Source organism: Nocardioides carbamazepini (assembly GCF_024614185.1).
In the GTDB taxonomy this organism is placed as follows: domain Bacteria; phylum Actinomycetota; class Actinomycetes; order Propionibacteriales; family Nocardioidaceae; genus Nocardioides; species Nocardioides carbamazepini.
On record NZ_JAHTLF010000024.1, the window covers coordinates 117,388 to 143,677 of the forward strand.

Sequence of the window (26,290 nt, forward strand, 5' to 3'; positions counted from 1 at the left end):
CCACTGCGTGGAGAGACGATGAGAGGAACGAACCACCCCAGCGGGCGGTTCAGGCCACTTTCCCGTTGTCCACGACAGGAACTGAGCCAGACACCCGTGGCAGGTACTCCGACTCGCGGCACGATCGACTCGTGCCACACACGGTTGCGGGACAGCGCCGGATTCTCACCGACTTCCCCCGCCACGAATGCAACTGGTAGAGCAAGCCACGACCGGCGCGACCCAGGCCGCACCCTAGCGCAGGCGACGCCCGATCCGGATCCCGTCTCCGATATCGGGCGCCGGCCTGCTCAGGTCAGCGCTTGACCTTGACCACCTTGCCGGTCGCGTAGCTGGCTGGCTCCACGAGGGAGTCGCCGAGGTAGTCGACCTTGACCGCCTTCCTGCCCGGCTTGATGCGCGGCTTGACCTTGATGCGCACCGTCGCAGTACCGTGGGCATCCACCGTCGCAATGACCTTCCTGCCCGCGAACCTCACGCGCACTTGGCCGGTCGGGACGACGCCGGCGGCGCTCACCTCGACCGTGACTGCGAGCCTCTTGCCCCGCTTGACGCGGGCCTTCTGCGTCACCTCGACGACGGCGGCGGCCTTGGTCGCGGTCGGCGGCGGCTGGACGACCGGGGCCCCGAAGTCACGCGGCTCCACGTCGGTCATATCGTAGAGCCGGTTCTCGCCGTCGACGAAACGCAGATAGTCGGCGATGCCGTAGAAGCCCTGCTCCGTCGACATGCTGTTGCGGATGGTCGAGGGCGTCGACCACCAGAAGCCGCCTCCGTCGATGTGGAAATCGGCGACGGCCGACGCCGCGCTGCCACCGCCCTTGACGAACCGCGTGTCGACGGCCGGGTCGATGCCCAGGCCGGTCAGGGCGAGCGTGGCCTGCACCGTACTCTCGACGCTCTCGCCGAAGCTCGCGTAGGCCCCACCGGGCTTCTGGATGTCGGAGAGCACGGCGACACCGCGCTCCAGCGCGGCGGCAACCTCCGGCTGATCCCGGTAGGGGATCAGCGCCTGCATGGTCATCCCCGTCATGTCGGGATCGGGAATGCTGCCGAAGAACGCCCAGCCGCCGCTGGCGAGTTCCGCACCGAGGATCAGGTCGACCAGTCCCTGGCGGGTGGTGGGCATCGTGACGCCCGCGACCTCGGGAATGGCGTAGTTCTTGGAGTCCAGGGCGATCAGTGCGAAGACACGCTGGTTGAGCAGGGTGATCTTGGACTGGTCGGCCAGGCCCGCGAGCAGGTTGTGGCCGCCCACATCGGTGGGGTCGCCGCCGATGGCGGTGACGGCCAGGATCACCCGCTCGTACTCGGTGGCCGCACCGAGGACTCCGCCCTTGGCGGTCACGTCGTCGGCGAGGTTGGCGTAGTAGGTATCGATCCAGGCATCGGCGCCGGGGGTGCCGTTGCGCGCGAGCCCAAGCGCCTTCCACTCCACGCCGAGACCGCTCGGCTCGTAGTGGTCGAGGATGTACCGGCCGGTCTCGGCCTGCATCGTGCGGTAGCGGGCGATGAGCTGGTCGTCCGAGTCCGCGGCGGCGGGCGCGAAGGGTCTGGCCTGGGCAGGAGCGGCGACGAGGGCCGGGGAGAACCCGACGACGAGCGCCAGTACGGCGAGGAGTGGAGCGAGCGCAGCGGCGCCTCGACCCTTGGTGGGCGACTTCATGGTTTCCTTCCGGCTGCAAGAAACAGGGAAGGGAGCCCGCACCCGTGCGGGTCACGCCCCTGCTGTCGCGGCAGCGAGTGGTGATGGTGTCCGGCCCAGCCAGGTCTCCCGACTCTCCGCCGATGTTCGACGGACCACGGTTGCGCGTCAGCGCCGGCTTCCGACCGGCTTCCCCTGCGCTGGGCCTTTGTTGAGTTGTCGGCCGACAGGGTATCTCCTCTGTTCCTGAGATCGCCTCGCGTGCGCCACGGATGCGCCGCACTGGCCCAGCACCGGGTGTCGATCCCGACTAGGGCCTCCGAGAGTCCATCCACCTCGCCCGCCGTCTGCGGGACTAGCGAGGGCTGCGTTCCACCCCATGTCACGACCATTTGGGGAATGCCGCCGACCTGTGCAAACGCAACGTACCCCCGCCGATACCCGCGCCTTGGGGGTACGAAGTCGGGGATGTTCGCTAGGCACCGTCGGCGGTATGAACACCATCGATGCCCCGCACTGGACGGTCCACACCATGGCGCGCGTCGCGGCCGCCGATGAGACATTGGCCGAGGTTGCTCTGCGCTATGCCAATCTCGGCATCCCGGTCTTCGCGTGTGTGCCTGGCGGCAAGCAGCCGATCACGCCGAACGGGTTCCACGACGCGACAGCCTCCACCCGCGCCGTGCGCCACTGGTGGGCCCGAACCCCGGACGCGAACATCGGACTCCCTACGGGCTCGATGACCGGGGTCCTTGTCGTCGATGTCGACGTCCACGGTGCTGACAGCGGATACGGGGGCTTCGAGCGTTCCCGCAAGGCCGGCATCGCCGAGGGCTGGGGATGGCTCGTGCGGACCCCCTCGGGCGGCCTGCATGCCTACTACCCCGCCGCCCGCGGCCGGGAGCAGCGCTCCTGGCAGGCCCCAAGCGCGCACGTTGACTTCCGCGGCGACGGCGGGTACGTGATCGCACCGCCCTCACGCATCACGGTCGACGGCGCCCCGACCACCTACGAGGTGATCGCGGTCGCACACCATCGCCCGCAACCGATCGACGCCGGACAGCTTCGGCAGTTCCTCGAACCTTCTCGACAACAACCGGCCCCATCGGCTCTCCCGGCTCTCCCGGCTCTGGGAGCCCATCCGGACAGACTCGCCGGCTGGGTGGCCCAGCGCCCGGAGGGCGGGCGCAACGCCGGTCTGTTCTGGGCGGCCTGCCGCATGGCCGAGGGCGGGCACCAGTATGACGACGCCGTCGGACTCCTCGGCAATGCCGGACGGACAGCCGGGCTCCCTGACCGTGAGATCGAGACGACGATCCGCTCGGCGTACCGGATCACATCCCGCCTCTCCCCTAGTCCACGCGCCGCGGCGCCCATCACTGGATCGGGGCAAGCGAGCCGCCCAGGCCCTACTGAGCAGGCAGGGGTGATCGGACTGTGAACACCCACCCCGAGTACCGCCGCTACCGCCCCGCGCGGCCAACAGAGCCGAGCGCACGCCCGAACGGGCCCGCCACCGACTGGGCACCACCGCCGCTCGACAGCGACCAGAGCATCCCAGTCCGACCCACCGACATCGCCTCACGCACGGGCAAGCGGATCGCCTGGATCCGTCCGACCGAGCTCGCCAGCTTCGCCTCGCCGGCAATCACGCGCGGCATCAACCTGCAGACCGAGCTGTCCCGCCGGCTCCGGCGCTCTCCCACGGCCCTGCGCCGGGCAATGCACCGCACACCAACGCCGGCACCGGCACCGGTGTCGTCGGCATCATCGGGGCGGATGGTTGAGCAGGAAGGACTCCCGCTGTGAGGCCCCCGTTCGCCACCGCAGAAGGGCTGCGGAGCACGCTGTGCCGTCTCCACGAGGCGGGCCCGGCCGCGTGGCGGTCCGACCGCGAAGCAGAGCAGTTGATGACCTACACGATCAGCAAGTACCGCCCCCTCGCCCACGCCCATCGCTGTGAACCCGAAGACTCCGCTGTCGCCGCGTTCGAGGCGATGAGGACGCGCGCGGTGCGGACCGCGGCCGACCCGTGGGCGGTCGTGACTCGGGCGGTCCAGGTCAGTCTGATCGCCGAGGAGCGCGCCAACGGTCTGCTCTGCTCACCGGCACGAGCTCGCCGCTCCTGGGTCAACGGTCACCACGAGGCCCGCCGGTTCAGTGACACCGAGGCTAATCTGTTGGAGTTCCACCCGGCGTTTCGTGTGCCTGCCGAGGAACCGTGGGATGCGACTGCGCAGGTCCGCGAGCGTGGTGCAGGCGCGAGCCCGACCGGGACCGCGGCCGGTGTCTGTGAGGAGCCGACAACCGCGTTCGGGGCGTGCGAGCAGGCCGTCGGGATCTTCGTTGCCCTGGGCTGGCCCTCGGACACCGCCACGGCGGCGGTCGAGTACGTCGCGGCGCGGCTCATCGAATCCGGGTCACGGACCGCGGCCCACGCGATGCTGCGCCGTGACCACTCGGCTCGTGCGCTGTTCGACCTCACCCGTGCCTCCTGGGCCACGCTGCTGCGGCTCCTGATCGGCAACCCGAATCCCGACGAGGCCTATACCTCTGCCGGTCACGGCATCCTGCTGCGACTGCTGATCGGCCACCCGGTCGCCGATCTCCTTGCCGATGACGACATCGTCATCGACATCAGCCGCTCGGCCCCGAAGACGACGCCATCGACGACAGGAACGCGTGCCAGAGAGAGCGCGGCCACGAGGACGATGCCCGACGAGTCGGACGACAGCACGAGCACCGCGCCGGGTCGCGCACCAGGCACCCAGACCGGTCGGTGGAGTCATGGCTGACAAGGACGGGCGCATCGAGCTCGAGCGCAGCATCGACTCCATCGTCGTCGGGGTGCGGCACCGCAAGGACCTCGGCGACATCGACGCGCTGATGCGCTCGATCCAGGAGATCGGGCTGGTCCAGCCGATCACCATCACCCCCGACGGGGTGCTCGTGTGCGGGGCACGGCGGTTGGAGGCCCTGCGCCGACTCGGTGAGCGCACCTTGAAGGTATGGGTGCGTTCGGGGGTCTCCGACGAACTGTCGCGACTGCTCGCGCAGCAGGACGAGAACGCGCTGCACAAGCCCCTGTCCCCGCTCGAGGCCGAGACCCTCTTCCGGGAGGCCAAGAGGCTCCTTGCCGAGGAAGCGCAGCGTCGTCAGGAGGCGACGCGCTTCGGCAGCTCCGGCGACATCTCCGGCGACATGTCCGGTGGCCTGCCACGTGACCACTCGGGTGACATGGGGGAAGTGAACGGTGCCGGGGGCCGCGCGGGACCGCAGAGGCACGGCGATTCGCGGGCGCAGGCTGCCAAGCTGGTTACCGGTGCCGAGTCCTACAAGCGACTCGAGCAGATCGGCTGGTTGAAGCGTCTCGCCGACGACACCCACCAGCGACCGCACCTGCGAGGCATGGCCAGCGCAGCCCTGGAGGCCATCGAGAACGGCGGGGCGGTGGAGCCGGCGTACAAACAGGTCAAAGCCGCTGTCGAGCTCGACACCACCCATCCCGGCCAGCCGCAAACCGTCACTCCCGACGAGCTCGAACGCCTCGCAGCAGAGGCTTTGGAGCGGGTGCGCCAGAACGACTCCCGCAAGGGAGTCCGGGCGCTCAAGCGCACCCGCAGTGTCGCCACTCATCGCAGCGTGAGGTCGTTCATCCTCACGTGGACCGAGCTCGACGGGTGGGCCGAGCTGTACGACATAGCCGAGCTTGCCCGCGAGCTCACCGACGAGGAGTGGCAGCGCTTCGAGCGCGTGGTCGCCGACAGCGCGGCGTTCGCGCAGCGGCTCCACGAGGCCCGCATCCACCTCACCGCCTCGGCCTGACCGGACCCTCGCGAGCACCTGTCCACCATCAGCCAACCGCGCGATCCGTCGGCCCGCCCGTCGGCCCGCCCGTCGGCCGGCCGGCTGGTGATGCGACGACCTGCGAGGAGGACTTGATGCTCACCAGCATCTCCGGGGTGCGGCGACGCGTGATCGTCGTGCTCCTCATGCTGACGGTGGCGGCGCTGTTGACGCTCGTGGGGATCGGTTCGTACCTTGCGTTCTCCGGTCAGCCGTCGCCTGCCGAGCCACGCAGTGACCGATCGATCACCTCGCCCGTCGAGGTCCGGCCCGGGGTGGTCGTTGATGACCAGGAGGCCGCGTCGCTGGGGTCGATCAGTGAACCCGAGGCCTTCGCCGAGGCTGTGGCTCACGCTCTCTTCGACTGGGACACCGCGGCCGCGCGCCCGCTGGCTGCATACGCGGGTCGGCTTTTTGCGGTGGCAGACCCGACCGGCGCGGAGTCGGCGGCGCTGGTCGGCGACCTTGCCGCCTACCTGCCCACGGCCGCGTCCTGGGCTCAGCTCAAGCCCTACTACACCCGCCAGTGGCTTGAGATCGATGCGATCGAGGTCCCCGATCTCTGGTCGCAAGCCGAAGCCGAAGCCGGTCCCGGTGGGTTCGCGCCGGGCACGACCGCCTACACGGTCACAGGAACCCGGCACCGTGCCGGTGTGTGGGAGGGCGAGGACGTCACCTCCCGTCACCGCGTCGCCTTCACCGCCTTCATGGTGTGCGCACCGACGTACCCCTCCTGCCGGCTGCTGCGGCTCTCGCGTCTCAACGAGCCCCTGGACTGACCAGGACTGACCAGGATTTGATCGGGACTGATCAGGTTGTTCAAGCTCGGGATCTGGCTCGGCATCGCTGGCCTCCTCTTTGGGCCGGCTGTGGTCCTGCTGGGTGTCGGGACGCTGCTGAATCCCGCCGCACAGGGCTCGTGCCTTCCCCCACCAGCGGGCCAGAACCATGGACTGCTCGACGTTCCCTTGAGCCTCACCGCCAGGCTCCGCGACGGCACCCGAATCACGCTCGGCCGGACCCAGCTCGAGCGCGCCGCAACCATCGTCACCGTCGGCGCACGAACTGGCGGCGTGGGCGACAACGGGATCCGTATCGCGCTGATGGCAGCGCTCACCGAGTCCAACCTGAAGATGCTGGCCAACGCGACCGCCTACCCGGAGTCGACGAGCTACCCGAACGACGGCGACGGATCCGACCACGACTCACTCGGCCTGTTCCAGATGCGGCCCAGCAGCGGCTGGGGCAGCGTCCACCAGTTGATGGGCGCCACCTACCAGGCCCGCGCCTTCTTCGGCGGCCCGACCGGGCCGAACCGCGGCTCGCCTCGTGGGCTCCTCGACATCCCCGGCTGGCGCGGTCTGAACCCCGCAGCGGCAGCGCAGGCCGTGGAGAGATCGGCCCACCCGCAGCGCTACGCCAACACCGAGCCGGTCGCCGACGCCATCATCGCGGCCTTAGCAGCCAACACCCGTCATCCGTCGGTGAGCCAGCCCGTAGACCACTCGGCAGGCCAGTCTGTGGGCCACTCCGTGGGCCAGTCTGTGGGCCGGTCGGGTACCGGGCGACGGCTGGGACAGATGCCGCTCATCCAAGCCCGTCCCGGCGGGCCGGTGAACGGACGCATCAAGACGGCCAACGCCAACCTCAAGTACCCGAAGACCACCCCGGCCGCGCTGCGCCTCATCGCGGCGCAGGCGGCCCCGGACTTCATCACGCTCAACGAGATCCACCGGTTCAGTGCCCGCGCTCTCGAGCGGGCACTGCCCGGGTACGGCGCCTACAAGGACCCGGTCGCGATCGCGGGCGGGAACCCGGCACAGTCGATCAACAACGCCATCATGTGGCGCCAAGACGCCTGGCGGATGGTCGACGGCGGCCGGGTGAAGATCGTCGAGGACGACCTGGCGATCTTCCACGGCAAACAGGTCCGCTGGGATCGTTACGCGATCTGGGGAGTCTTCGAGAGGCTCAGCGATCGCGCCGTCATACCGGTCATCGCCACCCACCACATGACCAACGTGAAGACCATGCCGGCCCAGTGGGGCAACCCACCACTCGCCCGCAGGCAGCAGTACGGCCTCGGCATGGACATCCTGCTCCAGCTCGCCACCCTGCTCGGCGCCTACGGGCCGGTACTCGTCGGTGGCGACATGAACAGCAACCCCGGCGACGGGGCCTTCGCCGCCGCCCCGCGCATGGAGGCGGCCGGCTTCAGCTACACCAAGGACCGGGGCGTGATGTACCAGTTCTTCCCCCGCCAGGTCGCCGTCGCCGCTCACCGTCAGGTCACGGTGCCCTCCGACCATCCCGCGAACATCACCTCCCTCGAGATGAACGGCATCGGCCCAGGAGCAGCCTCAGCCACACCCCACGGCGAGGCTGGCTCCTTGCCCGCCGGATCCGACAGCAAGCTGCCGGAAAGCTGTGCTCCGTGTCCGAGGCTCGCGGGGCTCGTCCCGCTCCCCGGCTCCGATCAGACCGCACCGTCCATGGCCGGGCCCTACGACCTCGGGCCAGTGACCCCGAGCCTGCGCAGGCTCGTCGAGATCTTGGCCCCGATGTTCGGGATCAAGGTCGTGGGCGGCTACCGCCCATCAGCACGCGACCCAGGTGGCCATCCCTCCGGGAACGCAGCCGACTTCGTGGTCCCCGCCACCTCGACCGGTTGGGCGACCGGCGAGGGTCGACAGGTGGGGGATGCGCTCGCCGCCTATGCACAGGCGCACGCCTCCGAGCTGAATGTCGACTACATCATCTGGTGGCAGCACATCTGGTCCGTCGAGCGGGCGAGTGAGGGGTGGCGGCCGATGGAATCTCGGGGCAGCTCGACTCAAGATCACCGCGACCACGTGCACGTGAATGTCCAGCCGGGCCCCGGCGGGATGCAGCCGTGGGCAGTTCAGTCCGGAGACGGGCTCTCAGCATCGGGTTGCGGCCCGGCGCTCTGGAAGTGACACGGGAGCTGACCGGGCCTCGTCGCCGTGGCGGTTGGTCGTCGCCGTCCACCTGACTCTCATGTCACCGTTCTTGCCCCTCGCAGTAGTCCAGGTCTCTACGACGCCAGCACCGGACTTCAGTGCTGTTGCGCAGGCACCGGCCTTCGGCCACGTCGTCGGGGCGCTCGTGACCTACGGGCTCGTGACGGCAGTCCTGATGGTCGTGTTCTGTGCCACCACCTGGGTGATCGCGTCGGCCGGCGGGAGCTGGCATCTGGCGTCCAAGGCCCGGGCCGGCCTGCTCGTCGCCCTGCTCGGGTCAATCCTCACTGGCGCCGCGCTCGGGTGGGGCAACTGGCTCCTCGACCTCGGCGCCTCCCTGTAGCGCCCCGAGCACCTATCCGTAGGTCGCCCTGACACACACCCGGGCCGCTCGACGATCGCCGTCCACGGCCAGAACTGGGAGGGGACCCATGCCTTCGGCCATTGGAGCATTCGTGTTGGCGCGTGTGCTGCCGCTCGACATCAGTATCGAGCCGAACTCCGATGGCCTGCCCGGGATCGCGCAGCTCAAGACGCTCGTCGGGGCTGCCATGACCGTCGGGCTCATCCTGGCGGTGCTCGGGCTCATCGTGTCGGCGATCGTGTGGACCACGGGATCGCACTCATCGAACCCGCACCTGGCCGGCCGCGGGAAGGTCGGGGTCCTCGTCGCGCTGGGAGCCGCCGTCATCTGCGGCGCAGCGGTCACCCTCGTGAACTTCTTCTGGAACATCGGCCAATCCGTCTGAACCACCACCCAGCCACTGCGCGAACCGCCGTCTGCGCTGAGTGCTACGCCCGCCATCCAAGCAGCCGACCAGTGTCCTGATCTGAGCAGATTTGAGGAGGGAGGAGGACATCGTGGTCGACGTCTGCGAGGTGCCCGTCATCTCCGGTGTCTGCGACAAGGCAGGTGACGCTGCCGCCAGCCTGGTCACCGCGCCCTTCGACTGGCTCGCGACCGCCATGGGCGGTGCGGCGCAGTGGATGTTCGAGTCGGTATGGGACGTCTTCGACGCCACCACCTACGTCGACGTCACCAGCGGCGAGTTCACCAAGGTCTACAGCATCCTGTTCGGCGTCGCGGTCTTCGTCATGCTCGGGTTCTTCATGCTGCAGGTCATCGGCGCCATGATCCGCCGCGAGCCCGCAGCTCTAGGTCGAGCCGCCTTGGGTCTCGCGAAGTCGATCCTTGGTTCCTTTGTCGCCCTCACCTTGCTCGCCACCGCGCTCGAGATCACCGACCAGCTGTGCATCGCCATCGTGAACGCGGCCGGCACAGACATGGACCAGATGGGCGAACGCATCGCACTCCTCACGGCAGGGCTGACGACCATCAACGTCACCGCACCCGGCGCCGGCGCGGTGATCACCATCTTCATAGCCAGCATGGCCATCGGCGCCGCCGCACTGGTCTGGATCAGCCTACTGATCCGCAAGGCGCTGCTGCTCATCGCCATCGTCTTCGCACCCATCGCCCTGGCCGGCGTCAGCTGGGACCACACACGAGGATGGGTGAGCAGGTGGGCCGGCGTCGTCCTAGCACTGATCTTGTCCAAGGTGGCCGTGGTGGTGATCTTCCTGCTGGCCACCGCCCAGGTCTCCGCGCCGATCGACACCGATCTGAGATCGGCCAGCGAACCCCTCTCCGGTGTCGTGCTCATGTTGATCGCCGGATTCGCGCCCTACATCGCCTACAAGGCCCTCAGCTTCATGGGATTCGACACCTACCACGCCATGTCAGCCGAGCAGGAGGCCAAGTCATCCCTAAACCGGCCGGTCCCGATCCCTCTGTCGCACCGGAACGGAATCGAGCCACCCAAGATCTTGAACGGCTCCGATGGCAGGACCGGCGGCGGCCTCAGCGGCACAGATCAAGGTGCCGTTCCGCCGGCCTCCGGCGACCAAACACAGGCGGCCCCGCCGTTGGGCACATCCAGTGGAGCAGCAGCCGGCTCCGGCTCGTCAGCGGCAGCAGGGGCGGCTGGCGGTGCGATCGCGGGCGGTGTCGTCGTCGCCAAGCAGGCTGCGGCAGCCGGTCCACAGGTCGGAGGACTCCTCGCTACCGCCAGCGACAACCAGACCGAGGTGGCGAACAGCAGCCCGGTCTCTACTCCTCCGCTTCATCAGGGTGATCCGCTGCTGGAAGAACAACGTCGTGAGAGCGGTGGGGCGTGAGCACGAGTCCGCGTTCACCCGTCAACTCGCCGGTCTATTCGCCGGTCGATGTGGGTCTCACGCCGGTGAAATTCTCCCGCCTCGCGCGGCGCGGCGTACTGCTGGGGATGTCCGGCAGTCAGCTCGTCACGGTGAGTCTGGGAGCAGTAATGCTCGTGGTCGGGCTCTACCTGGGCACCCTCCTCGCCGCACTACCGATGGTCACCGCTACCGCAGCGCTCGCCTTCGGCCGCCTCGGCGGGCGGCGGGTCATCGAATGGGCCCCGATCGGTGTGACGTGGCTGTGGCGCTGGAGTGGCGGACAACTGGTGTTCCGTCGCCGGATCACCAAGCCCCGCCCCGCCGGCACCTTGTCACTGCCCGGCGACGCCGCACGCCTACGACAATGGGTCGACCCCGACACCGGCGCCGTCATGGTGCACGACCCCCACGCCGCCACGTTCACCGCCATCATCGGCGTCTCCCACCCGGCCTTCGTCCTCCTCGATCCCGCCGAGCAGCAACGGCGCGTGACCGCCTGGGGCCGAGTCCTCGCCACCGCATGCCGGTCCGGCCGGATCGCCACGCTGCAGGTCATGGAACGCACGCTCCCCGACTCCGGCAGCGGTCTCGCGCAGTGGTGGCAGCGACACGGGTCCCAGGACCAGACCTGGGTCGCATCGACATACGCCGAGCTCATCGACCGCGCCGGACCAGCCGGTGAACGGCACGCCAGCACCATCTCGATCTCGCTGGACCTCAAAGCCGCCGCACGAGCGATCCGTGCCGCCGGCGGCGGCAGCCGCGGTGCGGCCGCCGTGCTGCGTCAAGAGATGACGAGCGTGGTCGCCGCCCTTCGCTCCGCCGACCTCGCACCAACCGAGTGGCTCACCCCTGGGGACCTGGCCCTCATTCTGCGGTCGGCCTACGACCCCGCCCTCGCCAGCGCCCTCGAACGACACGGAGACCTCGGTCGCGACCTGGCCACCGCCGGACCCGTCGCAGTGAGGGAGTCATGGGGCACGGTGCGCAGCGACTCTGCCCACCATTGCGTCTTGTGGATCAGTGAATGGCCCCGCTCGCTCGTGTTCCCCGGCTTTCTGGCGCCCGTGCTTCTCTCCTCCGGCATCCGGCGGACCTTCACCCTGCTATACACGCCACTGCGTACGGACCGGGCTGCTCGCGACATCCGGAAGAAGAAGACCGAGTACATCTCCGATGCCGCCCAACGCCAACGCATCGGCCAGATCGAGGACGCCCAGCAGACCGCGGAGTACCACGACCTCCTCCAGCAAGAAGCCGACCTCACCGCAGGCCACGGCCTGCTGCGCTGCACCGGACTGATCGCAGTCAGCGGATCCGACCCGGACGAGCTCGAACGCGCCGGCGCCGCCATCGAGCAGGCCGCGATCCAAGCCTCCTGCGAGACACGGCGGCTATGGGGGCAGCAGGCCCAAGCCTTCACAGCAGCCGCTCTCCCGCTCTGCCGGCCGCTCTAAGCGCAACATCCTCCCAAGCCCAGCGCCCGCCAACGTGTCAAAGGAGAGTGGAGCGGATCCTGACCTCCTCGCCATCTGGTCAGTCGCTCTTTCGCCAGATCGCGCAGCAGTCCCTCAGGTCTTTTGTGTCGGACGGTCGTGATGCCCTTGCCTTCTGAGTTGAGGGGACGTTCCCCAGGGCGCCGCTCAGGATGACGACTCAACGAGTCGGCTTCGTGGATCGGAGGATGATGGCAGGCTTCTGGAGGTCGGTGGGAAGGCTCAGGCAGCGTTGCTGCCACGGCCCGGGCGGCTCGACCTATCGCATTTCCGCGCTGGTCCATCTCGTTCGCGCGATTGCATTTGGCATCGGATGCGTGCTCACCGTCGCGACGTGCATTGTGGGTGTCGCGGGGTGGATCTGGGCGACGCCATCTTGGCTTGTCGAGTCGGTTGCCGGTGCCACCTCGGTGGCCTGGGCTTCTTGCTTCTTCGTCGCGCTCGGTGCCGAACCGTCGGCAGTGTGGGAACGCCGCGACCTCAAGCGGCGGCGATCGCCGTGATCGCCGGTATCGTCTTCGTCGCGGTCCTACCGCTCCTCGCGTGGGCACTTGGACACATGAGTCTGTGCAACATGCGTCGTTATCGCCATGCACGACGCATGCCTCCGCTGCCGACCGCAGGTTCGTCACGCAGGGTTTCCCAAGGACCTTGGGACGGCTCGTGGCAACCGTGGCCCGAACCCAATCCGGACGCACTGCCGCCCGAGTTGGCCTGGCGATACGCCGACCTGTGTGCGAGCAAGGCGTCGAACCAAAGGCTGACGTCGGAGCTGACACTTCTCATCCTGGCCGCGGCGCTTGGCGCGGCAGTCCCCAAGCTGTTCACTCCCGCAGGAACCTCAGCGTCTTTCAGTGAGCAACTGCTCGTGGTCAGCCTGGTCCTCTGGTGCGTTGGCGCCATCGGCCTCCGGCGGCGCGCCTCCCACTGGGACAGAGTCGCGTCAGCCTACGACGAGACCGCGGCAATCGCAGCCGAGAATGCTCGAGTCAACGTCGAAGCGCGCGCTCAGGCTGTAGCCGAGGCCGTGGCAGCATCTCGTTGGTGGCGAAAAGTAGTCGCTCGTTTAGGCAGGGTTCTGCGGCGACGGCGATGGGCAGCTTAGGGAAAGACACGAGCCGCTTGTTGAGCGTCTTGGCCACACGACGCGACGGTCGTTTCAAGTCGGCCAACCAGACATGTCAGGCGACGGGAAGCCAGCCACCTGTTCGATTCCATGGATCCCATTGAAGCCACTTCCCGCGAGCGAGTACGCGGTCGAGAGGCCTGTAGTCGGCAGAGCAGCTTCGGCGGAGATCTCCCCGTCAACCCTTCCTGCCCGGCGGCCGGAGCCACGACTGCGGAATGAGTGCATCTCCGTCGCGCCAGATCTCGGTGATGGAATCCTGAAACCACTGATCGCCTCTGAAGTCAGCGTGGTCGAATGCGATGATCTGCAGTCGTCCTTCGAGCGCAGCGACGACGTCGTACATCATCCTGTAGAGCTTTTTGGTGTTGTCGCGATCAGTATCGGAAAGTTCTTCCAAGTCGCCGCCGGTGATGCGGTCTCGCGGGAAAAAGGCCTGACTGGGCTGGTCTAGAACGAGAAAGCTCGGCACTGGACGCGCCGCTCTGATGAAGAAGTCCTGAAGCGCGAGGTATGCGGTCAGGTGATATCCGACCCAACTCATTCCGCTGCCAATGGCGCCAGCATCCATGTACGCAGGACCTTGCAGAGTGTCTGCCACGACCGTCAGTCGGTAGGGGTCGATCCTCACGCCATGCTCCGAATGCTCCAGCGGAAGGGCTCGTGCGAGCTCCGTCATACCCCGGCTGGCGATTGCGAGTTGAGACTGAACGGCTGACCGCAACGTTTCAGGATCGAGGTCCTCCGCGAGGGCCTCTGCGCGGGCGTTCAGCTCGTTGAGTTGCCTCTCGAGTACGGCGACGGCGACAACGGGATCGTTCGTCGCTGTCTCCAGGAACTGGGTGATCCGTCCCCGCACGAAGCTCTGATGGGTCGCGAGTCCGCGTGCCGCCTCGCGGCCTTCTTCGTCCTGGGCGAGGGCCTCGAGAGCTGTGTCGATGTCTGAGAGCTCGCGCCGGGCGGCACGGCGTTGGTCCAGCAGCTCCGCTCGGGCAGTATCGATGAGAGGCCGGTCGCGTTGGGCCAGTTCGAGCCTTCGGGTGACGCGTGACAGGTGCGCTTGGATGCTGTCGCTGCTGGGGTCTGCAGGTATGGGTCTGGCACAGAGCGGGCATGGTGCTTCATCAGTTGGGGCGTCTGGAACGAGTCCGATTGACGCAAGTCTCGCGCGATGCTCGTTGAGTTCCCTCCCGTAGGACGTGCTCACGTTGGCATAGTCATCCAGGCCGCGAAGCTTGTCGTTGAGCTCGCGGATGCGGTCGCGGAGATCGTTTCGTACCTGGACGAGTCGCTCAGTCTGTGCAAGATCGTCATCGTCGGCAATCGGGGTCAGTGGGTGGTCGCCCGATACGACGTTCGTGAGCAGGGTTGTCGCGTCGCCTGTCGTTAACGGCAGTGTGGTCGTCTCAATCAGGCCAGCGGATCGAGCCTGAGCGAGGAGACCGCTGATTCGTCCGAGTCCTTGTTCGCGTTCGTCCCGGGCGCGTTCGAGCTCAAGGTTCGTCTGCCGGATGCGTCGCCGCAGTCGGCTGAGTTCTTCGCGCTTCCTCAGCGCGTCCATTCCCTGCGCCCCGAGGAAGTAGGGCAGTGTGTCTCGGATAGCCTGCTTCTGGAAGTCACGGTTCTGGTGGTGGAATAGCAGATCTGGGTTCGCGATCTCCCCCTGCCTCTGGAAGCAGTAGTACAGAGCATGGCGGAGATTTGCAGCGAGCGGCCGGCGGGTGTGGCCCTCTGGTGGCACGAAGAGGTTGTCCTCGATACCGACGAGTCCGCCTAGGTAGGCGACGAGTTCATCGGTGTTGATGTTGGTCAGCAGTGATTCGAACGGCGGCAGCTCCTGTAGTCCCACGGAGAGCATCACCTGGGTTGTGGTGACGCCATGTGCCGGGGCGGGGCGAGCCACGAAGAAGGCCGTCTCGCCGACGTGTGCTAGTAGGCCGTACCACGCGACCGTGTTCTGGATCGGACCAAGAGGAACATGAGGGCTGTCGTCGCACAGCAGAAAACGGAGGATCCCGATGAGGCTCGTCTTGCCGGTGCCAGAGTCCCCGGTGATGATGTTGAGCCGCCCGGGTTCGAAGTTGATCCGCCGGATGTCACCCGTCGCGTTGTACAGGGCCAATGTGTCGAGTTGCATCATGGCCGCAGCCCCCATTGCGCTAAGGTTGTCGGCTCGTCGTTTCCTGATCCTCCGAGCCACTTACCGAGGAAGTCCGCGGCTCGCATGCATGATTCCCAATCGCCGGTTGGCTGAAGAGCACGCGAGCGACGTCGTAGGTGGCCTGCCTCTAGTGCGCCGTCGCGGGTTCCCAGCACCGCGTGGCGGATTCCAAAAATGATCGCCTCCGAGGTGACGCCGCGGAATGACCGCACACGCACTGCTAGATCCGACAGGACCAAGGGATTCTCGCGCAACCAGCGGTGCATCGACCTCCCCACTGTGCCTGGCAAGGCGGTGCGAGTCGGCATGTGGAGTGCCGACGGCAGGACCAGGTATGCGTAGGTGAGTGGCATCAGGTGGCCTGCCTTGGATTCGAAGCCAGCACAAGCGCGGTTGAGCACCACTGCACCGAAGGCCGGGTTGAACAATGCGCTTGCCTCAGTGTCGCCACGCACCGCTCTGCTGTGGTCGATCTCATCGGCCATCAGGCAACACCTGGCTGGGGCATCTCGGACTCTGGGGAGTCGAGCCGGTCCGTCAGCAGACGGAGCCAGTCAGGATGCCACCCGATTTCGAGGCGATCAGCCAGAATGTGCAACGAGCCGAGAGGGATGTACCCGGAGCGGACCTCGGGCCGAACCTCCGGGAGGGGGCGCTGTCCGAGCGCCATGTAGCGGTTGAGTGCCGCTCGTCGACTGGCTTCTTCATCTTGTTCATCAGCACTAGGTGGTTCCTCGATCGGCAGGAACACGCGCTTCCATTCCTCGACCAAGAGGCGGTCATAGTCCTTCAGATGCTCAGGATCCAGCAGGTGTTCGCGCTGCCAGCGAGACCGCTGCTCGAAAGCACGATTGTGGTCGTAGACTGCCATCCTGATGCGTTCATGATGGAGCATGATGAGCCGCAGTTGCTCAACAAACACTCGGTCGTCCTGCGCCGCTTCCTCTGGCGTGGGCTCGGGAAGGTCTCCGTAGTCCAGAGGTAGATTCTCGTCTCGCAGCGACTGCGCGATTCGATGGAGTTGGTTTTCCACCTCCACCATGTCGATCCAGTCGATGCTGCCAGTCGCGATCAGGTCGAGATGCTGGATCGCCCGGGCATGCCACCAACCGCGTAACCGCTCAACAAGGGCACGCCTCCGAAGCGCCGGAACGGTCTTCCTAACGGAGGCGACCAGCTGATCGGTCATGTCGGTCGCGCGAGACGCACCTCCGAGAATGGTGACGCGGCACAGCAGCTCAAATCGCTGATCTGCGGTCAGATCGAGGAACCGGGTGTAGTAGGCAGCATGGTCGTCATTGCCCGCCTTGCGAGCAACTGCCTCGAGTTGCTGTTGCGCAGCGCGAACATCGTCGGCGGTTCGACTTTGCGCAAGGAGAGCCGCCGCCGTGGCGGCTGATGCGGAAGCGGTTGAAAACAACACGAGCTCACAGTCGTTTTCTGCGGTCTCGATCCAGTTGTGCAGACTCTTCCAAATATCGGGACTGGAGTTGCCGAGGCTCCCCCGGCGGACGAGGTGATGCTTGGTCTGCCAGAGCTCGCGTGCCTCGATGCCTGACGGATCATCGAACTCGATGTCGTCCGCTGTCTCCATCGACAGCCGCAAGGTCACTTCATCGTCCATGCGCCGTAGGACGAGGAGGAGCCCGTACTCGACCTGAGCAAGGTACCCGAGAGCAGATCCTGCTGCACCGAATCGGCTACTTTTACCGCTAGCTGCCACCTGCGGGACCGTAGCAGCGTTCCAACCGTCGCGAGGGGCAAATTCGCGAACCCTCGTCATGAATCCGAACGATGAGTCTCGACCCTTCGCTGGCATCGGATCCCGCTGCCAAAGACCTCCAGCGCCCAGGACAGGCGTCGATGCCCGCCGAAATGCGACACCTCAGATTGCGCTATTCGGCGACAAGCCGCCGTGCAAGCCTAGCCACGAGTTGACGGTCCGCGTTCGAGAGCTTCGCCAGGTCCTTGAGGATTCCCTGCGCCCACTGCAGGTCGTGTCCATCAGCGGCAGGGCGATTCACCAGCGGGAAGTAGGTCGTGTCCAACTCGTCGGAACCGGGATCAAGGACAACCAGGATTCGCGCTGACTCCAGGGCGCTTAGGACCGCCGGGCCAAGGTCCGAATGGTTGTGGCCATCGCGACACAGAGGCGCAACCACGTCCGCGCCCAGGTACTCGCTCGTCGGACGCGTCAGGTGGGGCAGCACTGCCCCCGCCGCGAGGTTTAGAGCTTGGCCAGCTTGCACGGGCGTGCAGAGATGTGGCCTGACCAGACTGAGCACCTGAAGCGCGTCTCCACGGAACGGGGTCACTTTCCCCGACTCCCAGCGCTCGATGGTGGCTCTTCCCAGTCCACACAGTTCTGCGAAGTCCGTCTGCGCGAGGGCGAACGATCCGCGCAAGCCGCGGACGACGGCAGGCCAATCGGTGGCGATGGGCCACTCTGGTGCGAAATCGGTATGGAAGACGGTGGCGTAGAAGTAGGACTCGAAAGCGTCGCTGCCACGGCCGCTGCGTCCATTGCGATGGTTTGCGTGCTCGACGAACTGGGACGGTGTCCGCTGCTGCGCTTGCGGACTGCCAGGAAACGCGGCCCCACGGGCGTCGGCGTAGGTTGCGACGCGTGTGTCGAATCGGTCCACCATCACAGAATAAGTGATGGTGGAACCATCGCACTAGTGATGGAACAATTGAGCCGCGGGACGCTCGAGCCTTTGGCCCGACCTAGCCGCCCGGCTCTCCCGCCCCACACCGGCCACCAGCAGAAGGAACGACGATGGCGCCAACTACTGCGGTAGAGCTGATGGGAACCGGGGCGTGGGCCTTGGTCGCGTGCTTGCTCGGTTCCCTCACCGTTGTATCCGTGACCTGTCTCGTCTTGGCACGCCAACCGAACGCCGTTGCCCTCGTCCGGGCGTTCGCTGAAGTTCTGCGAAGCTTGCGGATCCCTCCGGGCCAACATCCAATGCGAAGTGATGCTGCCCTACCGCTCCACTTGGCAGCCGAGCGCTACCCGCCCCAGGGCACCGGCAGGAATCAGAGCCGTTTCCTGCCGTACCCGCGAGGGAACGAGCGATAGGACCACGGAGAGATCACACGCTGGCATGACGGAGGATCTATGTCGCTACTCATCACTCTCGCCGGTTTGCTCTTCCAGCCTCGCTCGGCACCAACCGAGGACCGCTACCTGCGACTCTCATGGTTCCTCGCCCCGATCGCCGTGTTCGCTGTGATTGTGGACAAGCCTGTCAGCGTCCTAATCGGGAAGGCACTGCACGGGGTGGTCCCGGCGAACCTGATCCCGTCGATGGATACGCCGCCGATTCTGGAGGTAAGAAGCCAAGCCGCCAGCGGGTGGCTCGTCGGCACGGCCGTTCTACTTGTGGTCGGGGCGTGCATCGTGATCACCGCCCAAGAGCAGTTCGATCTCCGGGGGACGATTCACCGTGCCGATCTCCTCCGCGGTGCCCGAGTGCTTGCAACCACCTGGCTGCTCGTCGCTGCCGCGACCCAAGTGGGCTCGCTGCGCCAACTCGGCATCGACGCCCAGGCGACTCTGTCAGGACGGGGGCCATCCGCCCAGAACCTTGTGATCGCCAGTGTGGCGCTGGTCCTCAGTGTCGCGCTCGTCCTCGCAGCAGACCGCTGGGAGGGGCCGCACCTTGTTCTGCGCGCGGTTTGGGTCGTCGTCCGGATTCCCGTGCGTCGTGCACTGGGCGGAGTCCTGGCACTGGCGACCTCGCTGTACGTAGCTACCGTCGCGACGGCGCTGTGGCCGCTGTCCTACCCCATGCGCCTGGTCCCGTTACTGGTCGGCATCACCCCCGACTCCGTCCTCCGCGACGAGCTTGCATCGCTGCCCGACCCTCCGACCGGAGCGGCAGTGGTGCCTCTTCGCGGCCAGTTCTGAGAAGGCGCGGCCGCAAGGCCTGGTCGGCGGACTCTCACACCAACGCTTCCCCTTCGTCAGCCATCACCGCTGGGAGTAGTTCGACCGTTTGCCGTCTGGACTTCGCGGCGCCCACGTTTTGGCAGGTCTTCGGAACGTGAGGAGGCGCAAGGCGTTTTTCCCATGAACCAGGCCGAATGGGGAGCCCACCTCGGCGAATACGTCGAGGCCAAGACGCGGACCCAGGAGAGAAGCCAACACGTCGCGCCACAGGTCACTCGCGCTGCACCGATGAACCCACCCGCCTGGCCCGGCCCAACAGGGGCAACCTGCACTTTCAGGCTCAAACAGCATCTGTAGGGCTCGCCGGCGGCGGATCAAACCGGTATGCCGGCCACGCCACGGCCGGCGCCGTGGGCGTACCTCATCGGCGAAACGAACCCTCGCCGAGGAGTCCCCGATGCCGACCTTCACCCATCCAGCCGACGACGCCGCCGAGGCGCAACAGGCTCTTCGCGGGCTCGCCCATGCAACCCGGATCGTCAGCGACTCCTCGGACATCTACCGTGTCCTCGGGGCCCTCACCGATGGCCTCGGATCCCTGTCACAGGCACTGCACCAGTTGGCCGGCTTCCACGACCGCACGCCAGACCAGCCTGATCCGACCTGGCCGGACGCAACCGACGGGACCAGGGAGACCCGGGTCGTGTCGTTCCTCAGTCGCGAGGATCGAGCGGCGTCGTGTCAGGTCTCGTGGGAGCTGCATCGGGCGGCCGAGATGGTGCGACAGGTCTGTGGGGTCATCGGCCGTGCCCACGAGGCCGAGTCCACCATCACCTACCCCCATATCCCCCACCCGACGAGCGGTCCCCGCGGGATCCACCGAGCGGCCGTCTCTCGCCCGGATGTCGGACCGGGGCTGTCCCTGTGACACCGATGAACCCGGACACCCCGGACCAGCGCAGCCGGCTCCACTCAAGTGTCCTGGTAGCCCCCTCACGGGAGAGCCGTCGCGACCGCAAGGCACGCAGAGCAGCTGCCCGAGCACTGGTCGCGCAGGATCGCGGCGTCACGCGAGACAAGGCACAGGCTCGGGCGTCCCGGTTGGCGGCGGAGAAGCGCGGCACCGTCGTACTCCCCCGCTCCGGCGAGCCGGGCCCCGCTGCCCTGCGCACCCCCGGGCGACTTCGCCTGCCGCGCCACCAGGACACCTCGGCCACCCTGGCCGGATCCTACCCGTTCCTGGCCGAAGGCGGTCTCGGCAGTGAAGGGGTGTTCGTCGGTCACGACATGTACTCCGGCTCGTCCTTCGTCTACGACCCGTGGGTGCTCTACAACCGCGGGCTGATCACCGCACCCAACGTCGTGCTGGCCGGCATCGTCGGCTCCGGAAAGTCATCGCTCGCCAAGAGCCTCTACACCCGCTCCATCCCGTTCGGACGCCGCGTGTACGTGCCCGGAGATCCCAAGGGCGAGCACACTCCCGTCGCCGAAGCGGTCGGGGGACGCGCGATCGCGCTCGGGCCAGGAATGTCGAACCGGCTCAACCCACTCGACGAGAGCCACCGCCCCGACGGCCTCGATGACGGCCGGTGGGCCAGCCAGGTCGCCTCGCGCCGACGTGACCTCATCGGCGCCCTCACCGAGACCGTGCTCGACCGCCACCTCACACCCCTTGAGCACACCGCCGTCGACATCGCGCTGGACCGCACCGTCCGCTCCGCCGACGTGCCCGTTCTCCCCCGAGTGGTCGACCACCTCCTCGCCCCCGACCCCAGGGACGACCACGACGGGCGACTCGGCGAGGACGGCCGGCTCGTCGGTCACGCGCTTCGGCGCCTCGTCGCCGGCGACCTCGCCGGGCTCTTCGACGGCCCCTCCACTGTTACCTTCGACCCCACACTCCCGATGATCTCCCTCGACCTGTCCCGGGTGAGCGAGAATGCGACCCTGATCTCGGTGCTGATGACCTGCGCCTCAGCGTGGATGGAGTCCGCACTCATGGACCCCGCCGGCGGCCAACGCTGGGTCGTGTACGACGAAGCGTGGCGACTCATGTCCCACCCAGCACTGCTGCGCCGCATGGACGCCCACTGGCGCCTCGCGCGCCACTACGGGATCGCCAACATGCTGATCTTCCACAAGCTCACCGACCTCGACAACGTGGGTGACTCCGGCTCCGCCCTGCGCGCCCTCGCGTCCTCACTGCTCGCGAACGCCGAGACCCGGATCGTGTACCGCCAAGAGTCCGACCAGCTCGGTGCGACCGCCCACGCGCTCGGCCTCACAGGCACCGAGCAATCTCTCCTGCCCACCTTGGGCACCGGACAGGGGCTGTGGCGGATCAAGCACCGCTCCTTCGTGGTCCAGCACCAGCTGCACCCCGCCGAGCTCGAACTCTTCGACACCACAGCCCGCATGACAGGCGGCGATTCCCGATGACCCGACACGCCACCAGATCCGCCGACCACAGCCACCAGTCCAACCGGCCCGACCGAACAGCCCGTGACGCCAAGCTCGAGGCGCTCCAGGAACAACTGGCCAGCTCTGTCGCCGCGCTGGTGACCGGCGAGGACTGGAAGCAGGCGCTGGTCTTCGCCGCGCAGTTCCGGTCGAGGTCGTTCAACAACACGATGCTGATCTATCGCCAGCACCTCGCCGCATGCAGCGAGGGGCGAGTCCCGCACCCGACGCCGACCTATGTCGCCGGGTTCAAGCAGTGGCTCGCGCTCGGACGGCATGTGCAGAAGGGCCAGCAGGGCTACGGGATCCTCGCTCCGGTCACCGCACGGATGGCCTCAACCAACCCGACGGCCCCGGGCTCGTGGCGACGTCTCGCGCGAGGAGAGAAGCCCAAGTCCGGCGAGGTCGTCCGCTCCCGCATGGTCGGCCTCAAGCCGGCCTACGTGTGGGACATCTCCCAGACCGAGGGCGACCCGGTCCCCGAGCTCCCCCACCCCGCCTTGCTGACCGGCCAGGCACCCGGCGGGCTGTGGGACGGCCTGGCCGACCAGATCACCGACCGCGGCTTCGAGCTGCGGCTCGTGTCCTCAGCCGCAGCCATCGGCGGTGCCAACGGATTGACCGACTTCCTCAGCCGCGACGTTTCGGTCCGGGCGGACATGGACGACGCGGCCCAGGTCAAGACTCTCGCCCACGATCTGTTGACCGCACCAACTGGAGCGGCCTGAGTCGTCCGCAGGCGACACGTGCAGAACGACTCGCCGGACGATGTCGATGTCCACCATTGCCATGGCTTTGCGTGCTGCCGTTCGTCGCGACGACGAGCGGAAGGACATCTGGGATGGAGCGTGACGTGACGGCATTGGTCGTCCCGGCCATCGGCGCCGTGGCCAAGATCGACGCAGCGCCGGGCACGGTGCTCCTCAATGCGGCGGGCGAACCGGTCGAGGAGGTCAGCGAGTTCTTCGCCACGATGCTGGCCTGTGGCGCGAGCTTCAGCTCGCTGCGCTCCTACGGCCTGGCGCTGCTGCGATGGTGGCGGTTCCTGGCCGCCATCGAGGTGACATGGCAGCGCGCGAGTCGGATCGAGGCACGCGACTTCGTGTTGTGGATGCGGCTGGTCGGCCCAGTGGGCCGGCAGGGCGGGTACGCGCCTGCGACCATCAACCACGCCCTCGCGGTGGTGAAGATGTTCTACGCCGACCGGATCAGCGCCGGCGACGGGCCTCTGATCAACCCAGTCCCCGACGCGGACCACCGAGCCGGACGAAGGTCGCAAGCGCACCACAATCCGATGCAGCCCTTCGCGCCGGGACCGCGAGCACCGTTCCGGCAGAAGATGCCCGAGCGGATCCCACGGCACCTGCCGGACCGGCTCTTCGACGAGCTGTTCGCGACGCTGCGCTCGGACCGGGACCGAGCACTGCTCGCGTTCTACGTCTCGACCGGTGCCCGCGCCTCGGAGCTGCTCGGCGTCACCGTGGACCGCGTGAACGTCGGCGACCAGCGCATCGGGTCCACCGGAAGGGCTCGGGACGGTTGCAATGGCTGCCAGCCTCGGCGGACGCGTTCGTGTGGCTTCGCCTCTACGAGCAACAGACAATGCGACCGGACCGCGAACAGGCGTTGTGGCTGACCCGCCGCCGTCCAGTGCGCCCGCTGACCTACTCCGCAACACGACGGATGCTTCAGCGCGCGAACGACTCGCTGGGCACCACCTGGACACTGCACGACCTGCGACACACCGCCGCGCAACGGATGGTCGATGACCCGAACATGTCGCTGAGCGACGTGCAGTGGGTGCTGGGTCACGCCCACATCACCACCACCCAGATCTACCTGCGTCCGCGGGAGGAAGAGGTCGTGAGCCGATTGCTGGCCCATCACCGCGACCGGGCCGAACGCCCGATCCCATCACCCCTGCCACCGGTCGACACCCGGGGATACTCCGCTGAGGTGCTGGCGGTGCTGTTCGGCGGGCCGCGCACATGAGCGACCACGTCGACCCAGTCGCGCATCTACAAAAGGCCGCGCGACCATCGCGCCACGTCCCAACCCAGAACGGCGCCCTACGCCCCAAGGCACCGACACCGGCGCTGCCGACACCAGCGATCGCCCGACCGACCGTGTGGCCCTCCTCCCAGATGAGCTATCAGGAGATTCTCGACGCGGTCCGCGCTCTGGAACTCGCGAACGACACCACCTCGCCGAAGCAGGTCCGCAGCCAGGTGCTGTTCGCGGAAACTCTGCTTCAGTGGCTGCTGAGGTTGCCCGGGGAGTCGTGGCAGCAGCGTTGGCACGCCTCAGGAGCGAACGCGGCCGGTAACGAGTGGACCACGTTGGCTGCCCTGCCCGACAAGCACGGCCACCTCGTCGCTGCCGCGGGCAGGCTGCTCATGCTCGACGTGATCCGGCCCGATTACTCCTGGCTCTACGCCACGCACGCCACACCCAGGCTCTACGAGCGACTGCGGGCGCTGCGCGATCCCGCGGGGTTCGCCATCATCGAGCGCCTATGCGACACGGACGCGCGGATGCTCCCGAGCGACCGCCGTCACGCGCTCAACCAGCTCACCAGGATGCTGGTCCACAACGGCGGGACATTGGGCGAGATCACCTTGTCGGACTGCATCGAGGCCCACCGGGGACAAGACGGCTACCGTGGCAGGTCCCAGCCTCGCTGGTACACCCTGCTCCGGGAAGCCGCGATCCTGCCGACGGACAGTCCACCAACCATCTTCGCTGCGTCCAGGCGAGGGCAGCTGACTATTGAGGAGATGGTCGACCGCTACGACGTCGCGTGCCGCCCGATCAGGGACTTGTTCGTTGCCTACCTGTACGAACGCCGTCCCGCGATGGATTACAACTCCATTCGCTATCTGGCGGCCAAGCTCGTGCTGCTGTTCTGGCGGGACCTGGAGATCCACGAGCCCGGCATTGACTCCCTGAACCTGTCCGACGAGATTGCCCGTCGCTGGAAGACGAGACTCACCGGCCCGGTGCTGTACGGCAGCAACCGCGTCGGGAAGAAGCGCGAGGACCCGTACACGATCCTCATGGCCGTCCGTGCCTTCTACGCCGACTTGTCCCACTGGGCGCTGGAGGACCCCGTCCGGTGGGCGGCATGGGCCGCGCCTTCGCCGGTGGACTCCAGGGACCTGGCAGGCATGAACAAGATGCTCAAGCAGTCGCGCTCACGCACGCACCAGCGCATCCGGGAACTGGCGCCGCTGCTTCCACGGCTCGTCGACGCAGCCAGCGACAACCGAGCCGCGGCCAAGGCCCTGCTCGATACCGCCGCCGCAGCTCTGCCTGGCGAGTCGTTCACCCAGGCCGGGCACACGCTACGACGGACGACCCTGAGCGACGACGGGAGCGGCGGCAGGAAGGTCAGTCGTGGGCATGTGTACGTCGATACGCCGGTACTCGGCGGCACCAGCGAACGGCCCCAGGACAACCGGAGAAACCTGAGCCTTGAGTCCGACCGGGCGTTCTGGGCGTGGGCACTGGTCGAGGTTCTGCGTCACACCGGAGCAAGGATCGAGGAGGTCCTCGAGATCACCCACCGCTCCTTCGTGTCCTACCGGCTCCCGTCGACCGGTGAGGTGATCCCGATGCTGCAGATCACCCCGTCCAAGACCGACAAGGAACGGCTCCTGGTCATTGGACCCGAGCTCGCGGTGGCGTTCGCCGAGATCATCTCCCACGTCCGCGGCGACAAAGAGCAGCTGCCGCTGATAAGTCGCTACGACAGCGCCGAACGCGTCCACAGCCCAGAACTTCCATTCCTGTTCCAACGGCCATGGGGCACAGGCAGGATCGCCATGAGCTCCTCCTACGTCATCAAGTTGCTCGACGAGCTGGTCACCACCGCGAGGATCACCAACACCGACGGCAGCCCTGCCAAGTTCAGCCCTCACGACTTCCGGAGGATCTTCGCAACCGACGCCGTTGCGTCCGGCCTGCCCGTGCACATCACCGCCAAGATCCTGGGCCACGACTCGATTGCCACCACGCAGACCTACGTCGCGGTCTACGACCACGACGTGATCGACCACCACCGCGCCTACATCGCCCGGCGGCGGGCACTTCGACCATCCCAGGAGTACCGCGAGCCCACCGACAGCGAGTGGGACGAGTTCCTCGGCCACTTCGCTCAACGCAAGCTCGAGCTCGGAACCTGCGGACGTGCCTACGGCTCCGGCTGCCAACACGAACACGCCTGCATCCGCTGCCCGATGCTCCGCCCCGACCCCGACCAGCACGAACGACTCCGAGGCATCATCGACAGCCTGGAAGAACGCATCGCCGAAGCCACCGAACGTGGCTGGTTCGGCGAAGTCGACGGTCTGCGGACCAGTCTCGCCGCTGCCGGGCAGAAACTAATCCAGATGCAGCGCACCGCGACCAACCTCGGCATGCCGAACGTCCCGCGCCGACCAGACAATACGCGGTAGCGTCCGACTCTGGCTCCCCTCTGT

At 67.2% G+C, this 26,290-nt stretch carries 22 protein-coding genes and 2 riboswitches; of the genes, 17 read left to right on the forward strand and 5 right to left on the reverse strand.

What is annotated here, in order from left to right:
• Positions 1 to 81: 81 nt before the first annotated feature.
• A riboswitch (cobalamin riboswitch) is annotated at positions 82 to 201 on the reverse strand.
• 94 nt (positions 202 to 295) lie between these two features.
• Positions 296 to 1,666 (reverse strand): prenyltransferase/squalene oxidase repeat-containing protein, encoded by a 1,371-nt coding sequence (locus KVF89_RS25565; protein WP_257429880.1) that lies wholly within the window; start codon positions 1,664 to 1,666, stop codon positions 296 to 298.
• Between the two features lie 102 nt (positions 1,667 to 1,768).
• A riboswitch (cobalamin riboswitch) is annotated at positions 1,769 to 1,840 on the reverse strand.
• A 298-nt stretch (positions 1,841 to 2,138) separates the two neighbouring features.
• Here KVF89_RS25565 and KVF89_RS25570 point away from each other — a divergent pair.
• The 10 genes from KVF89_RS25570 to KVF89_RS25615 all read left to right on the forward strand — a co-directional run bounded on the left by KVF89_RS25570 (position 2,139) and on the right by KVF89_RS25615 (position 12,670).
• The gene (locus KVF89_RS25570; RefSeq protein ID WP_257429883.1) at positions 2,139 to 3,086 is read left to right on the forward strand and encodes a bifunctional DNA primase/polymerase; all 948 of its coding nucleotides are present in this window, start codon (positions 2,139 to 2,141) and stop codon (positions 3,084 to 3,086) included.
• A gap of 364 nt (positions 3,087 to 3,450) precedes the next feature.
• Positions 3,451 to 4,440 (forward strand): serine/arginine repetitive matrix protein 2, encoded by a 990-nt coding sequence (locus tag KVF89_RS25575; protein WP_257429886.1) that lies wholly within the window; start codon positions 3,451 to 3,453, stop codon positions 4,438 to 4,440.
• On the forward strand, positions 4,433 to 5,470 hold the full coding sequence (locus KVF89_RS25580; RefSeq protein ID WP_257429889.1) for a ParB N-terminal domain-containing protein: 1,038 nt from the start codon (positions 4,433 to 4,435) through the stop codon (positions 5,468 to 5,470). The genes KVF89_RS25575 and KVF89_RS25580 overlap by 8 nt, the downstream gene beginning before the upstream one ends.
• Before the next feature lie 116 nt (positions 5,471 to 5,586).
• On the forward strand, positions 5,587 to 6,270 hold the full coding sequence (locus tag KVF89_RS25585) for a cell wall protein (RefSeq protein WP_257429892.1): 684 nt from the start codon (positions 5,587 to 5,589) through the stop codon (positions 6,268 to 6,270).
• 189 nt (positions 6,271 to 6,459) lie between these two features.
• A complete protein-coding gene (locus KVF89_RS25590; RefSeq protein ID WP_257429895.1) occupies positions 6,460 to 8,448 on the forward strand; it encodes an endonuclease/exonuclease/phosphatase family protein in 1,989 nt (662 codons plus the stop codon).
• A gap of 73 nt (positions 8,449 to 8,521) precedes the next feature.
• Positions 8,522 to 8,815: a DUF6112 family protein gene (locus KVF89_RS25595; RefSeq protein ID WP_257429898.1), complete on the forward strand. Its 294-nt coding sequence runs from the start codon at positions 8,522 to 8,524 to the stop codon at positions 8,813 to 8,815.
• 112 nt (positions 8,816 to 8,927) lie between these two features.
• A complete protein-coding gene (locus tag KVF89_RS25600) occupies positions 8,928 to 9,221 on the forward strand; it encodes a DUF6112 family protein (RefSeq protein ID WP_443690005.1) in 294 nt (97 codons plus the stop codon).
• Between the two features lie 112 nt (positions 9,222 to 9,333).
• On the forward strand, positions 9,334 to 10,650 hold the full coding sequence (locus KVF89_RS25605) for a TrbL/VirB6 family protein (protein WP_257429903.1): 1,317 nt from the start codon (positions 9,334 to 9,336) through the stop codon (positions 10,648 to 10,650).
• A gap of 65 nt (positions 10,651 to 10,715) precedes the next feature.
• The gene (locus tag KVF89_RS25610) at positions 10,716 to 12,128 is read left to right on the forward strand and encodes an SCO6880 family protein (RefSeq protein ID WP_257429906.1); all 1,413 of its coding nucleotides are present in this window, start codon (positions 10,716 to 10,718) and stop codon (positions 12,126 to 12,128) included.
• Between the two features lie 227 nt (positions 12,129 to 12,355).
• Complete coding sequence (locus tag KVF89_RS25615; protein WP_257429909.1) at positions 12,356 to 12,670, forward strand: hypothetical protein; 315 nt, start codon at positions 12,356 to 12,358, stop codon at positions 12,668 to 12,670.
• A gap of 801 nt (positions 12,671 to 13,471) precedes the next feature.
• Here KVF89_RS25615 and KVF89_RS25620 read toward each other — a convergent pair.
• The 4 genes from KVF89_RS25620 to KVF89_RS25635 all read right to left on the reverse strand — a co-directional run bounded on the left by KVF89_RS25620 (position 13,472) and on the right by KVF89_RS25635 (position 18,099).
• Positions 13,472 to 15,433 (reverse strand): DUF3732 domain-containing protein, encoded by a 1,962-nt coding sequence (locus KVF89_RS25620; RefSeq protein ID WP_257429910.1) that lies wholly within the window; start codon positions 15,431 to 15,433, stop codon positions 13,472 to 13,474.
• Positions 15,430 to 15,939: a three component ABC system middle component gene (locus KVF89_RS25625; protein ID WP_257429913.1), complete on the reverse strand. Its 510-nt coding sequence runs from the start codon at positions 15,937 to 15,939 to the stop codon at positions 15,430 to 15,432. Before KVF89_RS25625 ends, KVF89_RS25620 begins: the two co-directional genes overlap by 4 nt.
• Positions 15,939 to 17,078: an ABC-three component system protein gene (locus KVF89_RS25630; protein ID WP_257429916.1), complete on the reverse strand. Its 1,140-nt coding sequence runs from the start codon at positions 17,076 to 17,078 to the stop codon at positions 15,939 to 15,941. The genes KVF89_RS25625 and KVF89_RS25630 overlap by 1 nt, the downstream gene beginning before the upstream one ends.
• A 271-nt stretch (positions 17,079 to 17,349) precedes the next feature.
• Positions 17,350 to 18,099, reverse strand: coding sequence for a helix-turn-helix domain-containing protein (locus tag KVF89_RS25635; RefSeq protein ID WP_257429918.1), 750 nt, complete (start codon positions 18,097 to 18,099; stop codon positions 17,350 to 17,352).
• A 476-nt stretch (positions 18,100 to 18,575) separates the two neighbouring features.
• Here KVF89_RS25635 and KVF89_RS25640 point away from each other — a divergent pair, with 476 nt between their 5' ends.
• From KVF89_RS25640 to KVF89_RS25670, 7 genes are all read left to right on the forward strand, one after another.
• Positions 18,576 to 19,367, forward strand: coding sequence for a hypothetical protein (locus KVF89_RS25640; RefSeq protein ID WP_257429920.1), 792 nt, complete (start codon positions 18,576 to 18,578; stop codon positions 19,365 to 19,367).
• Between the two features lie 439 nt (positions 19,368 to 19,806).
• Positions 19,807 to 20,277, forward strand: coding sequence for a hypothetical protein (locus tag KVF89_RS25645; protein ID WP_257429922.1), 471 nt, complete (start codon positions 19,807 to 19,809; stop codon positions 20,275 to 20,277).
• Between the two features lie 173 nt (positions 20,278 to 20,450).
• Positions 20,451 to 21,788, forward strand: coding sequence for a VirB4 family type IV secretion system protein (locus KVF89_RS25650; RefSeq protein ID WP_443690006.1), 1,338 nt, complete (start codon positions 20,451 to 20,453; stop codon positions 21,786 to 21,788).
• A complete protein-coding gene (locus KVF89_RS25655) occupies positions 21,785 to 22,537 on the forward strand; it encodes an ArdC family protein (RefSeq protein WP_257429926.1) in 753 nt (250 codons plus the stop codon). Before KVF89_RS25650 ends, KVF89_RS25655 begins: the two co-directional genes overlap by 4 nt.
• 113 nt (positions 22,538 to 22,650) lie before the next feature.
• On the forward strand, positions 22,651 to 23,445 hold the full coding sequence (locus KVF89_RS25660; RefSeq protein ID WP_257429928.1) for a tyrosine-type recombinase/integrase: 795 nt from the start codon (positions 22,651 to 22,653) through the stop codon (positions 23,443 to 23,445).
• On the forward strand, positions 23,412 to 23,801 hold the full coding sequence (locus KVF89_RS25665) for a tyrosine-type recombinase/integrase (protein WP_257429930.1): 390 nt from the start codon (positions 23,412 to 23,414) through the stop codon (positions 23,799 to 23,801). Before KVF89_RS25660 ends, KVF89_RS25665 begins: the two co-directional genes overlap by 34 nt.
• A gap of 152 nt (positions 23,802 to 23,953) precedes the next feature.
• Positions 23,954 to 26,266, forward strand: coding sequence for a tyrosine-type recombinase/integrase (locus tag KVF89_RS25670; RefSeq protein WP_257429932.1), 2,313 nt, complete (start codon positions 23,954 to 23,956; stop codon positions 26,264 to 26,266).
• Positions 26,267 to 26,290 lie beyond the last annotated feature (24 nt).

Bases quoted from the DNA above. Each gene is read 5' to 3' on its own strand.
- KVF89_RS25620 (WP_257429910.1), bottom strand. From the start codon at position 15,433: ATGATGCAACTCGACACATTGGCCCTGTACAACGCGACGGGTGACATC.
- KVF89_RS25630 (WP_257429916.1), bottom strand. From the start codon at position 17,078: ATGGACGATGAAGTGACCTTGCGGCTGTCGATGGAGACAGCGGACGAC.
- KVF89_RS25640 (WP_257429920.1), top strand. From the start codon at position 18,576: ATGTCGCTACTCATCACTCTCGCCGGTTTGCTCTTCCAGCCTCGCTCG.
- KVF89_RS25665 (WP_257429930.1), top strand. From the start codon at position 23,412: ATGCGACCGGACCGCGAACAGGCGTTGTGGCTGACCCGCCGCCGTCCA.
- KVF89_RS25670 (WP_257429932.1), top strand. From the start codon at position 23,954: ATGAGCTATCAGGAGATTCTCGACGCGGTCCGCGCTCTGGAACTCGCG.
- KVF89_RS25645 (WP_257429922.1), top strand. From the start codon at position 19,807: ATGCCGACCTTCACCCATCCAGCCGACGACGCCGCCGAGGCGCAACAG.
- KVF89_RS25615 (WP_257429909.1), top strand. From the start codon at position 12,356: ATGATGGCAGGCTTCTGGAGGTCGGTGGGAAGGCTCAGGCAGCGTTGC.
- KVF89_RS25625 (WP_257429913.1), bottom strand. From the start codon at position 15,939: ATGGCCGATGAGATCGACCACAGCAGAGCGGTGCGTGGCGACACTGAG.
- KVF89_RS25655 (WP_257429926.1), top strand. From the start codon at position 21,785: ATGACCCGACACGCCACCAGATCCGCCGACCACAGCCACCAGTCCAAC.
- KVF89_RS25660 (WP_257429928.1), top strand. From the start codon at position 22,651: ATGGAGCGTGACGTGACGGCATTGGTCGTCCCGGCCATCGGCGCCGTG.
- KVF89_RS25585 (WP_257429892.1), top strand. From the start codon at position 5,587: ATGCTCACCAGCATCTCCGGGGTGCGGCGACGCGTGATCGTCGTGCTC.
- KVF89_RS25565 (WP_257429880.1), bottom strand. From the start codon at position 1,666: ATGAAGTCGCCCACCAAGGGTCGAGGCGCCGCTGCGCTCGCTCCACTC.
- KVF89_RS25580 (WP_257429889.1), top strand. From the start codon at position 4,433: ATGGCTGACAAGGACGGGCGCATCGAGCTCGAGCGCAGCATCGACTCC.
- KVF89_RS25570 (WP_257429883.1), top strand. From the start codon at position 2,139: ATGAACACCATCGATGCCCCGCACTGGACGGTCCACACCATGGCGCGC.